This window comes from Streptomyces candidus (assembly GCF_014207445.1).
Lineage (GTDB): Bacteria > Actinomycetota > Actinomycetes > Streptomycetales > Streptomycetaceae > Streptomyces > Streptomyces candidus.
The window spans coordinates 178,214-189,346 of record NZ_JACHEM010000007.1 but is presented as its reverse complement, the minus strand read 5'-3'; the positions used below and the strand labels follow the sequence as shown (position 1 = coordinate 189,346).

Annotated in this window: 8 protein-coding genes; 3 read left to right on the top strand and 5 right to left on the bottom strand. The window is 73.0% G+C overall.

Translation table 11 applies throughout. The features are described 5' to 3' along the window. Nucleotides 1-316: 316 nt before the first annotated feature. A complete protein-coding gene (locus tag HNQ79_RS15865; RefSeq protein ID WP_185031458.1) occupies nucleotides 317-1,240 on the bottom strand; it encodes a phosphotransferase family protein in 924 nt (307 codons plus the stop codon). Between the two features lie 194 nt (nucleotides 1,241-1,434). Here HNQ79_RS15865 and HNQ79_RS15860 point away from each other — a divergent pair, with 194 nt between their 5' ends. Next, nucleotides 1,435-2,337 (top strand): LLM class flavin-dependent oxidoreductase, encoded by a 903-nt coding sequence (locus tag HNQ79_RS15860; protein ID WP_185031456.1) that lies wholly within the window; start codon nucleotides 1,435-1,437, stop codon nucleotides 2,335-2,337. A 123-nt stretch (nucleotides 2,338-2,460) separates the two neighbouring features. Here the strand turns inward: HNQ79_RS15860 and HNQ79_RS15855 are convergent, their stop codons facing one another. Continuing rightward, nucleotides 2,461-3,882 carry an NAD(P)/FAD-dependent oxidoreductase gene (locus HNQ79_RS15855; protein WP_185031454.1) on the bottom strand — a complete coding sequence of 474 codons (1,422 nt, stop codon included), beginning with the start codon at nucleotides 3,880-3,882 and terminating at the stop codon, nucleotides 2,461-2,463. A gap of 250 nt (nucleotides 3,883-4,132) precedes the next feature. Beyond that, complete coding sequence (locus tag HNQ79_RS15850) at nucleotides 4,133-5,587, bottom strand: FGGY family carbohydrate kinase (RefSeq protein ID WP_185031443.1); 1,455 nt, start codon at nucleotides 5,585-5,587, stop codon at nucleotides 4,133-4,135. Between the two features lie 267 nt (nucleotides 5,588-5,854). On the opposite strand from HNQ79_RS15850, the gene HNQ79_RS15845 reads away from it, so the two are divergent. Together HNQ79_RS15845 and HNQ79_RS15840 are read left to right on the top strand one after the other, a co-directional pair. Further along, a complete protein-coding gene (locus HNQ79_RS15845) occupies nucleotides 5,855-6,847 on the top strand; it encodes a hypothetical protein (protein WP_185031441.1) in 993 nt (330 codons plus the stop codon). A 63-nt stretch (nucleotides 6,848-6,910) separates the two neighbouring features. After that, nucleotides 6,911-8,446, top strand: a complete 1,536-nt coding sequence (locus tag HNQ79_RS15840; RefSeq protein WP_185031439.1) for an amino acid permease — start codon at nucleotides 6,911-6,913, stop codon at nucleotides 8,444-8,446. 360 nt (nucleotides 8,447-8,806) lie between these two features. On the opposite strand, the gene HNQ79_RS33755 is transcribed toward HNQ79_RS15840, so the two are convergent. After that, nucleotides 8,807-9,451 carry a LuxR C-terminal-related transcriptional regulator gene (locus tag HNQ79_RS33755; RefSeq protein WP_506005063.1) on the bottom strand — a complete coding sequence of 215 codons (645 nt, stop codon included), beginning with the start codon at nucleotides 9,449-9,451 and terminating at the stop codon, nucleotides 8,807-8,809. After that, nucleotides 9,442-10,986, bottom strand: a complete 1,545-nt coding sequence (locus tag HNQ79_RS34520; RefSeq protein WP_229923629.1) for a sensor histidine kinase — start codon at nucleotides 10,984-10,986, stop codon at nucleotides 9,442-9,444. Before HNQ79_RS34520 ends, HNQ79_RS33755 begins: the two co-directional genes overlap by 10 nt. Between the last annotated feature and the right edge of the window lie 147 nt (nucleotides 10,987-11,133).

Sequence of the window (11,133 nt, the reverse complement as noted above, 5' to 3'; positions counted from 1 at the left end):
TTCGAAACCGTATGTCCCTTACCCGCCCGTCCCGTCGGGTTCCGCGCCCTGTGCACGCCGCGAAGTGCGCTGGGGGCGCCCGCCGCGATCCGCGTCCGCCGGGTGGCTCTGTTCGAATGTGCCGGCAGCCGCGGGGCCCACCTGGGAACCTCCGGCGGGTCGGAGCACCGGTTCCGCCCGGGTCGAACGGCGTCCGCATGCCGTGTACGCGCCGGTGGGGTGTCAACAACGCTTGGCGGCGAAGGGACGTCCGTGTCGCCCCGCTTTCGCGCGACACCGGCCTTGCGCGGCGTCGGCCTGCACACGCTGTGGGCTGTCACACGGTCCCGAACCAGGTTTCGGCGACGGAGTCCCAGGTCGGCTCGGGTGGCTCGGGGAGTTCTCGGAAGTACCAGGTGAAGTTCGAGTAGACGTGCAGCAGGGCGTACGTCAGAAGCAGACGCGGGTCGAAGGCGGCGCCGTACGCCTTCTGGAAGCGGCCCATCAGCCCCGGCTCGCCGCGGGTGAGGAAGAGGCCCACGGCGACGAGGTCGTACGCCGGGTCGCCGATCATGGCGGGCTCGAAGTCGAAGAGGCCCGTGAGCTGCCAGGTCTGCGGGTCGACCACGAGGTGCTGGCGCATGAGTTCGGTGTGCAGCAGAACGCGTGGCGGATCGGCGGGCAGGTGCACGCAACCGAGGAAGTCCGGGATCCGCGCGGTCCATTCCTCGGGCAGCTTGCGGGAGCGCTGGCGCTCGACGGCGCCCGACCGCTGCCGGGCGAGGAAGGCGTTCCAGTCCCCGGGGCCGAGCGTGTCGGCGAGCGGTGCGGGGTCCAGGGCGTGCAGTGCGGCGAGTGCCTCGCCCGCCTCGGTGACGATCCGCTGCCGGTCGGCCTCCGCGCTCCGCGGCCAGGCCAGGGAGAGGTCCTCGCCGGGGAGTCGGCCCATCAGGACGTAGCGCCAGCCGTTCTCGTACGTTCCGCAGTCGTGCAGCTCGGGGGTGCGCACCGGAAGCCGGCCCTGGAGGTGGGACAGGACCCGGGACTCGACGACGGCGTCGGCGGCGTCGACTCCGGGGAACAGTTTGAGCACGTGGTCCTCGCCGACCGCGTAGACGGGCAGCGAGCCCGCCGCGTACCGGGTGAGCGAGGCTCCCGCGAGGCCGAGGCGGGTGGCCAGGTCCGCGACACCCGGCCGCATGGTCGCCTCGTCGAGGACGAGGGCGTCCCACTCTTCCTGGGTGTTCGCCTCGGGCAGCATGAAGCGGACGTTAAACCGGTGATCGGCACGGCGGCAACCGTTCTGGCGTCCGGCCGCGCTCGGCGGCGACAGCCCCTGGCCCCGGTGCCGAGCTGCCGACGGTGCGGACCCGCGGGCGGCCCGGCCGCGAGTCCGTAGGCCTCGCCCTGAATCCCCGTTGCCCGTGCGGGAGTCGGCGGGTAGGAATGGGGGCCATGACGACTCTCGGCGCGGTCTTCCGTCCTCAGCTGGCTCCCGAACGGCTCCGTCCTCTCGTACGGGCAGCAGAGGAGGCGGGGCTGGAGGAACTGTGGCTCTGGGAGGACTGTTTCCTGGAGAGCGGCATCGCCGCCGCGTCCGCCGCCCTCGCGTGGACGGAGCGGCTGCACGTGGGCGTGGGCCTGCTGCCGGTGCCGCTGCGGAATGTGGCGCTGACCTCGATGGAGGCGGCGACCCTGCACCGGCTCTTCCCCGGCCGCGTGACGCTCGCCGTGGGGCACGGCGTGCAGGACTGGATGGCACAGGTCGGCGTGCGGCCCGCTTCGCCGCTTACGCTGCTGCGCGAGTACCTGGACGCGATGCGGGCGCTGTTGCGGGGCGAGCAGGTGACGGCCGACGGCCAGTACGTACGGCTCGACAAGGTGGCGCTGGACTGGCCGCCGGCCGGGGTGCCGCAGGTGCTGGCCGGGGGTGTCGGGCCGCGCACGCTGCGGCTGTCCGGCGAGTCCGCGGACGGAACGGTCCTGGACGCGTCGGCCTCTCCCGACGGGGTGCGCCGGGCGCGCCTGCTGATCGAGGAGGGCCGGGCGGCGGCGGGCCGCACGGCGCGGGGGCGCCACAAGGTGGTGGTCTACCTGCTGACGGCGACCGGCGCCGGCGCGGCGGACCGGCTGCGGGCCGAACTGGTCCGCGAGGGCCGGGAGTCCGTGCCGGACCTCGGCGTTGCCGGTGACGCCGGAGCGGTCGCGCGGGCCGTGCAGCAGCTGGCGGACGCGGGGGCGGACACGGTGGTGCTGCAACCGACGGCGGACGAACCGGACCCGGAGGGCTTCGTGCGCTTCGTGGCGGGGGAAGTGAGGGCTCTCGTGCCCCGGGCGGCACAGTCGGCTGCGGGGTAAGGCGGTGCCACGAGTGTGCCGGTCGGCGTCGGCCTCGGCGGGGCGGTCCCCCGGGTGGTCCGGCCGGCTGTGGCACCGCCGGCATCGTGATCTCTGCCGGCTGACGCGCGGCGCGGCCTCGGACTAGCCGGTTTCGCGGGCCCGCTCGGCCGTCGCGCGGGCCCGCTCGAACAGGGTACGGACGGTGGCACCGCACTCGGCGCCCCGGCAGTGTCCGGATTCCACCCGGGTACGACGCCGCAGACCGCCCCGGGAGCGGGCCGGGACCGTGGCTGTGAGGGCGTCGCGGATCTCGCCGCGGGTGACGCGTTCGCAGGGGCAGACGATGTCGCCGTACGCCGGGTCCCGGTCGATGAGATCGGGGCGCTGGTGGGGGCGGGGGAACGCCTCGCCGATGTTGGGCATGCGCACCGGCTCCAAGTCATTCGGTGCGCCGGTCACTTGCAGCCCGGTCTCCTTGAGCAGTCCGACGACGTACGCGGCGATGCCCATGGAGGCGCTCAGGCCGGTCGAACGGATGCCGCCGACGGTCACGCAGCGGCGGTCCGGGTGGGCGCGGATGCGGTAGTCGTCGTGTTCGGTGGCGGCGCGCAGACCCGCGTACGAGGTGATGACCTCGGTGTCGAGGAGAGCGGGCATCAGGCGGCGTCCGTGCTCCAGGAGGGTCGCGATGCCCTCCGGGGTCGTGTGGTGGGCGCTCTTCGCGTCCGGGTGGCCGGTGAGGTCTTCGGCGGTCGGACCCAGGAGTACGTTGCCGAAGACGGTGGGGGTGATCAGGACTCCCTTGCCGAGTGCGGTGGGCACCGGGAGCAGGATGTGCCGGACCAGCGCGCGGGACGGCTTGGCGAAGACGAGGAGCTGACCGCGGCGCGGGGTGACGGTGAAGTCCCGGATGCCGAGCAGGCGGTCGACGTCGTCGGCGCGAAGACCGGCGGCGTTGACGAGGTGGCGGGTGCGCAGCGGTCCGCGGTTGGTGTCGAGGAGGTGGCCCCCCTCGTCCGAAGTGATGTTCCGGACAGTTGTGTCGAGGCGCAGGTCGACTCCGGCGTGTACCGCTTGGGTGGCGTACGCGAGGGTGGTCGTCCAGGGGCAGATGATGCTCTCGTCGGGTACTTCGAGCGCACCGAGCGCGCCGGGGCCGAGGTGCGGTTCGCGGGCGTACAGCTCGGCGGGAGCGAGCGTGCGGGTGGTGTCGACGCCGTTGCGGGCGGCCTTGGCGGCGAGGGCGGGGAGGGCGGCCAGCTGGTCCTGGTTCCATGCGACGAGGAGAGCGCCGACCCGCTCGACCGGGATGCCTGATTCGCTCGCGTAGGCGTGGAGCCGGCGCTGCCCGTCGCGGACGAGGCGGGCTTCGAGGGTGCCGGGGGCGGCGTCGAAACCGGTGTGCAGGATGGCGGTGTTGGCCTTCGACGTGCCGTTGCCGACGTCGTCGGCGGCGTCCAGGAGAGCGATACGGAGACGGGGATACCGGGCGGCCTCGCGGGCGATGGCCGTACCTACCACGCCGGCGCCGATGACGGCGAGGTCGTAGGGGGCGGGGGTCATGGGTTTCCTTCCGGGTGGCGGTGGTTGTACGGAGGGGCGCGGGCGGGCTGCTGCGCGGCGGGTGGCCGGGCGCGGGGGCACGGGACGGTCCACGGCGGGCGACCGGCTGTGGAAGCACGGGGTGCTGCAGGCGGGCGGCCGTCTGCGGCTTCGCGGGGCGGCCCGCGTTCCGCGACGGGCAGGGTCCGTTGGCCACCCGTTCCGCCCGAGCCCTTCGCAGGCCCGCCCCCGGCTCAGTGCCGCACGCCGGTCAGCCGACCGCGTCCCGGAATCTCTCCCGTCGCTCCCGCGCCTCTCCCTGCCCGATGCGCGGTTCGTACACCGCCGACGCCCGGTGCACGGGTACCACGTCGGTGACGTCGAGCCGCGCGTCCAGGCCCAGCCGGGCCACCGCGGCCACTCCTCTCGCCGTCGCGTCGGGCATCTCCGCAACCTCCACCGGGAGTTGCAGCAGATCCGCCTGTGCCTGCATCAGCAGCGCCGACCGGGTGAGTCCCCCGTCCACCCGCAGCACGGCCGGCCGCGCCCCCAGGTCCTCGCCCACCGCGTCCACGAGTTCCGCGACCTGCGCCGCGATCCCCTCGCACAGGGCGCGCACCAGGTGACCCGCACCGGTGTCCAGGCCGAGGCCGGTCAGCGAGCCGCGCGCGTCGCTCCGCCACCAGGGCGCGGCCAGCCCCGCCAGGGCCGGTACGAAGGTCACTCCCCCGCTGTCGGGCACGCTCCCGCCGACCCGGTCCAGGTCGTGCGCCCCCGCGATGACGCCCAGGTCCGTCAGCCACCGCACCGCCGAGGCCGCCGTGTAGACCTGACCGTCGAGGCAGTAGCTCGTGCGGCGGCGCAGCCGCCAGGCCACGCAGCCGACCAGGCCGGACGACGGGCGCACGGGGCGGCCGCCCGCCTGGGCGAGCAGGAAGGCTCCGGTCCCGTAGGTGCATTTCACCGCGCCGGCTTCCGTCGCTCCCTGCGCGAAGAGGGCCGCCTGCTGATCCACGAGGAGTCCGGTCAGCGGGATGCCGGGGCCGAAGGCGCGCGTCGTCCCGACGCACACGTCGGAGTCCACGACGTCCGGCAGCCGTTCGTCGCCCAGTCCGAACACGTCCAGGGCGGCCGGCGACCACGCGCCCCGGTCGAGATCGAGGAGCTGGGTGCGGCCCGCGGTCGCCGTGTCGGTGACGAAGGCCCCGGTGAGACGGTGGACGAGCCAGGCATCGCTGGTGGTCACCACTCCGACGCGGGTGAGATGGCGGCGTATCCACGCCATTTTCGGTGCGGCGAAGTACGGATCGAGGGGCAGCCCGGTGAGGTGCGACAACTGCTCTGCGTGTGCGCGGAGTTCTTCGCACAGTGCGCCGGCCCGGCGGTCCTGCCACACGAGGGCCTCGGTGTGCGGTTCGCCCGTCGCCGGGTCCCAGGCAAGCACCGTCTCGCCCTGGTTGGCGAGGCCTACGGCCGCCACCGGTTCGCCCGCCGCGGCCAGCGCCTTCCGGCCGGCCTCCACCACGGAGGCGTACAGCTCGGCCGGAGCGACCTCGACCCGCCCGCCGGGCAGGTACCGGGGGTGCACAGCGGCTTCGCCCGTCCCGATCACCCCGCGCTCCGGGCAGACGACGAGCGCCTTGGTCCCCGAGGTGCCCTGGTCGACGGCGAGCACCGGCCCGCCCGCCGCCCGCCCGCGCACCGTCGAGCCACCGGCCGCGCCCATTTCCGTACCCCCGCCATGATCGTCGCCAGGACGTCAGCAGCCTGGGGCAGTCCAGCCGCCGCCGTCAAGAGCGGCAGGAGACGAGGGCCCGCACTTCCGGCGCGCACAGCACCCATTTCTCGCCAGGTACGGAAAAGGCTGGACCGGAATACCTTATTCATGGTCAACTACACGGCGACCAGCGCCGGTTGAGCCGTGCCCGCATGCGCCGCCGCAGGGGCCTGCCACGATGCCCCTATCATGACCGAGCCGTAAGGACCAGTGACGATGTCCAGCGACGAGTTCCGGCCGGTGTACCACCCGGCCGGTCACGACGCCGAATTACGTGCGGTCGTACAGGAGTTGCGCACCGGCCGGTGGATGTCGATGCGGAACCTGCTGGCCGACACGGCCGACTGGGCCTCGTGGACGCGCCGCACCCAGGTCCTGGCCGCCGCCGCGGCCGGCACCGACACCGTGCACATCTGGCGCACCGAGGAGCCGCACAGCGCGGCCGCGACCGTGATGCACGCCAGGGTTGCCGTGGAGCGCGCCGTCCGCGCCCACCGCGACAGGCATCCCGAGACCGCGAACCTGTGGCACGAGGCGTGGGAGGCCTGCCAGGTATGCATCGGGCAGCTGCCCGACGATCCGGTGCCGTGGGTGTGCCTGCTGGCCCTCTCCCCCCTCGACCGGGGCAGGCGGATGCCGGAGCACCGCGTACCGCCACCGGGCCCCATGCTGTTTCCGGGGCCCTGGGGGCTGCTCGGAGAGGTCGCCAAGCGCGACCCCGACTGCCGTGAGGCCCATCAGCGGATGCTCCAGTTCGTGTACTCCAGGAACCCCAGGGGTTCGCTCCCCGAGGCGGTGAACTACGCGCGCTGGGCCACCGCTTCGGCGCCCGCGGGGTCTCCCGTGCATGTGCTGCCGCTGTACGTACGCGTGGAGCGTTACCGCCGCGAACGCGGCCAGGACCGGGCACTGGACCTGCACTGGGTGACCGACGACGCGATCCGGGACGCCCTGGCGGGGCTGCGGAACTGGTTCGAGTACGCCGATCCGGCCGATTCCTCGCTGCTCGACCTCAGTCATCTCGCGCACGCCCTGTGGGGCGCCCATCAGTTCAGCGAGGCGGCCCGGGTGTTCCGGGCGCTGGGCCCGTACTACGCACCGGTGCCGTGGACCTACCGCATGCGCGACGACCACGACGACATCGCGCAGGGGGCGCAGGAGCTCTTCCTGCGCGCTCGTTCGCGGTGTCTGCACGCGCCTTCTGCCTGACCCGGTTGCCCGACACCGCACCCGCGGAAGCCGAGCAGCGCCCGTTCCCACCGGAGGAAGAGCATGACCATGTCCCCGCCCAGACGACCTCGTTCGGGTACGCCCGAGCCGCGCGACGAGGAGCAGCGGCTGCGCGAGCTCGGCTACCAGCCGGTGCTCGCCCGTCGGATGGGAGGCTTCGGGAACTTCGCGATCAGCTTCTCGGTGATCTCCGTGCTGTCCGGCTGCATGACGCTGTACGGCTTCGGGCTGGGAACCGGCGGGCCCGCCGTGATGATGTGGGGCTGGATAGGCGTCGGCCTGTTCGTCCTGTGCGTGGGGCTCGCGCTGGCCGAGGTGACCAGCGCGTATCCGACGTCCGGCGCGCTGTACTACATGGCGGACCGGCTGGGCGGCCGCAAGTGGGGCTGGTACACGGGCTGGTTGAACCTGCTGGGCCTGCTGGGCGCGATCGCGGGCATCGACTACGGAGCGGCGCTGTTCACCGGCGCGTTCCTGAACCTGCGGTTCGGTTTCGAGCCGACGCCCGGTTCGACGATGCTCATCTTCATGTGCATCCTGCTGCTGCACGCCGTGCTGAACCTGTTCGGCGTGCGGCTGGTCAGTGTGCTGAACTCGATCAGTGTGTGGTGGCACATCGCCGGCGTCACGGTGATCGTCGGAGCGCTGGTGATCGTGCCGGACCAGCATCAGTCGGCGGAGTTCGTCTTCACCGAGTTCGTGAACGACACCGGGATCGACAGCCCGATCTACGTGGCCGCGATCGGGCTGTTGCTCGCCCAGTACACGTTCTCCGGCTACGACGCCTCCGCCCATCTGTCGGAGGAGACGTCGAACGCCTCGGTGAGCGCTCCGCGCGGCATCGTGCGGGCCATCTGGGTGTCATGGATCGCGGGCTTCGCCCTGCTGGCCGGGCTGACCTTCGCCATCCAGGACTACGCGGGCACGGTGGACAGCGCGACCGGGGTGCCACCGGCGCAGATCCTGCTGGACGCGCTGGGTTCGGGCGGGGCGACGGCGTTGCTGCTCGTGGTGATCGGGGCGCAACTGTTCTGCGGCAACGCGGAGGTCGCCGCGGCGAGCCGGATGGTGTTCGCGTTCAGCCGGGACAACGCGCTGCCGGGGTCGAAGCTGTGGCGCAGGGTCAGCAGCCGCACCCGGACGCCGGTGCCGGCGGTGTGGCTGTCGGTGGGCGTGGCCTGCCTGCTGGCCGTGCCGTCGCTGTACTCGGCGACGGCGTACGGCGCGGTGACCGCGATCAACGTCATCGGGATCACCCCGGCGTACGCCATCCCGATCCTGCTGCGGCTGCGGGCGGGCGACCGCTTCGAGCCGGGCCCGTGGAACCTGGGCCGCTGGAGCAAGCCGATCGGCTGGACGGCCGTGTCGTGGGTGGCCGTGGTGACGGTGCTGTTCCTGTTGCCGCAGTCGGCTCCGGTGACGTGGGATTCGATGAACTACGCGGTGGTCGCGCTCGCCGCGGTGCTGATCCTGGCGACGGCCTGGTGGTACGCGGCCCGTAAGTCGTACGGGGTCCCCTCGGAGGCGGCGTACGGCACCCAGCGGGAGCGCGAGGAGATCGCCGAGGGCATCGTCTGACGGGCTCGTCGGGCGGGCCGGCGCCGGGCGGTGCCATGCGGAGCCGCCCGGCGCCGACCGGAACGCCGGAGCAAGGCGTGTTCCCGGGGCGTCCGGGGCAGGTGGTGAAGCATGGGCTCCGGCCGGGTCCGTCTCTTCGGCCGTCCCCGTCCGCGCCGCGCACATGTGCCGGACGTAAGGGTTCCGGATCTCAGGGCTGGCCCTGATGTCAGATCCCCCGCCCCCTGCCTATGGTGTTCTCACCAGCACCGTTCCGGGGGCGACGACGGGGGAGGCACGGGGGTCTCGGGGGAGACGTCACACCCGGAACGGTTCGCTGGGAACTCTTGGCAGAGGGCCGTTCAGGCCCGCGGAGTGGGTTCAGGCTCGCAGGTACGTGAGCACGGCCCGGACTCTGCGGTGATCGTGCAGGTCGGTCTCCAACGCCAGCTTGGCGAAGATGTTGCGGACATGCGTCTCGACCGTCTTCGCGCCGATGACCAGGTGGCGGGCGATGGCGTCGTTGCTGCGGCCCTCCGCCATGAGTGCCAGCACTTCGCGTTCCCGGGCGGTGAGTTCGTCGAGCGGGCCGGGGGCGCGCGGCGTGTCGATCAGCCGGGCCACCACCTGCGGGTCCAGCACGCTCTCGCCCGCGGCGACCCTCTTGAGCGCGGCCGTCAGTTCGTCGATGTCGGCGACCCGCTCCTTCAGCAGGTAGCCGAAGCCGCGCGGGTTGTCCGCCAGCGCTCGTACGGTGTCGGTCGTCTCGACGTACTGGGACAGCAGCAGGATGCCGGTGGCGGGGTGCCTGGCGCGGATCGCGGCGGCGGCGAGGAGGCCCTCGTCGGTGTGTGTGGGCGGCATCCGGATGTCCAGCAGGACGGCGTCCGGCCGCAGTGCGTCGACCAGTGCGGGCAGCCGTTCGGCGTCGCCGAGCTGCGCGGGGACCTCGAAGCCCGCGTCGGTGAGGAGTCGCACGATCCCCTGCCTGAGGATCGCCGAGTCCTCGGCAACAATCACCCGCACGGAAGCTCCGCCCTGATTCTGGTCCCGCCACCTGCGGGAGAGTCCACGTGCAGTATCCCGTCCACGGCGGCGAGCCGGTCGGCCAGCCCCCGCAGGCCGCTCCCGCGTGCGGTGTCGGCGCCGCCGATCCCGTCGTCGACGGTCTCCACGACGAGGCGGCTTCCGTGCTGCCGGGCGGAGACGCTGACCGCGCGGGCGCGGGCGTGCTTGGCGGCGTTCGCGAGGGCTTCGCAGACGGTGAAGTACGCGGTGGACTCCACCACCGGGTCGTAGCGCCGGGGCTCGGCCGAGACGACGACGGGCAGGGCCGCCTGCTGGGCGAGTGCGGTGAGCGCCGGGCCCAGGCCCTCGCGGGTGAGGACGGCGGGATGGATGCCGTGCGCGATGCCGCGCAGCTCTTCGAGTGCGAGCGTCAGGCTCTGTTCGGCCTCGGCGACGGAACGCCGCAGGGATGCGTCGGGGTGGTCGGCAAGGCCCTTGTCGACGCGGCGCAGCGCCATCAGCGCGAAGACGAGACGGGCCTGCGCGCCGTCGTGCAGGTCGCGTTCCAGGCGGCCGCGCTCGGCGTCGGCGGCCCGCACGATCCGGGACGTGACCTCCTTCGCCTGGGTGCGCAGCGACACGTTCTCCAGGGCCAGGCGCAGGGCCGCGCCGACGGCTTCGAGGAGTTCGGGGTCCTCGTCGAGCGCGGGGTCGTGGTGCAGGAGGGCGAGCGGGGTGCCCCGTGAGGAGTCGACCCGGGTGCGTCCCCTGCCCCGGGCCGCACGTGCGGTGCTTGTGGCGCGGCTGCGCGCCAGGGTCTCGGCGCGGGGCTCCGCGAGGATCTCGCCCTCCCCGTCGACGTACTCCCCCTTGTCCTCCTGCCACAGTCCCAGCCGCAGTCCGGGGTCGCCGAGCACGCGTCCGAGCACGTCGCGCAGCCGGTCCTCGTCCGGGTCGGTGCCCAGGTCGATGACGAGGTCGCCGACTTCGGCGCGCTGCAGGCGCATCCGCAGCAGCCCGGTGAGGAAGGCGACGGGAACGGCGACCTGGGCGACGTCGGAGAGCAGGACGACGACCTCCTGGAAGGCGCCGGCCGGGGGCTGCGGCAGCAGCAGTGTCAGCAGGTCCCACAGGAGGAACACGGAGGCGATCACGATGGCGATCCACGCGGGCAGCAGCGCCCTGCGGCGGGCCACCGAGGCCTGCTGCCAGCGCCGCACGATCGCCACGACCAGGAAGACGGAGAGGATCCAGCCGACCCCCCGGTAGGCCCCGTCGACGGCCGTGAAGAGACCGCTCAGCGCCGGCACGTGCAGCAGGTTGGGACCGCAGTCGCCGCAGGAGAGGTAGGTGGCTTCCACGGCGACCCGCGCCGGGTCGTAGGTGAGGGTGCGCAGGAGTCCGCCGACGGCGACCAGGGCGTAGGAGAAGACGGTGAGGCGGCGGGCGAGGGCCGAGGCGAGCCGGCCGTCGGGGAAGGAGAGGACCAGGTGCAGGAGGACCGCCATGTTGAGCGCCTCCCACCAGGCGCCCAGCGCGAACAGCGCGGGCACCCCCGTGCCCTGGAGGGTTGCCGACGAACCAGGTGACGCCCTCGGCGACCATCAGCAGTCCGGTGCGGTTCGCGGGCCGGTGCCACCAGGCGGTGAGGCCGCCGCCCGTGTACGCGAGGCCGACGGCCACGTCGCGGGCCACGTCGA

Coding starts and splice junctions, on each gene's coding strand:
- HNQ79_RS15865 (WP_185031458.1), bottom strand. CDS start 1,240: ATGCTGCCCGAGGCGAACACCCAGGAAGAGTGGGACGCCCTCGTCCTC.
- HNQ79_RS15860 (WP_185031456.1), top strand. CDS start 1,435: ATGACGACTCTCGGCGCGGTCTTCCGTCCTCAGCTGGCTCCCGAACGG.
- HNQ79_RS15855 (WP_185031454.1), bottom strand. CDS start 3,882: ATGACCCCCGCCCCCTACGACCTCGCCGTCATCGGCGCCGGCGTGGTA.
- HNQ79_RS15850 (WP_185031443.1), bottom strand. CDS start 5,587: ATGGGCGCGGCCGGTGGCTCGACGGTGCGCGGGCGGGCGGCGGGCGGG.
- HNQ79_RS15845 (WP_185031441.1), top strand. CDS start 5,855: ATGTCCAGCGACGAGTTCCGGCCGGTGTACCACCCGGCCGGTCACGAC.
- HNQ79_RS15840 (WP_185031439.1), top strand. CDS start 6,911: ATGACCATGTCCCCGCCCAGACGACCTCGTTCGGGTACGCCCGAGCCG.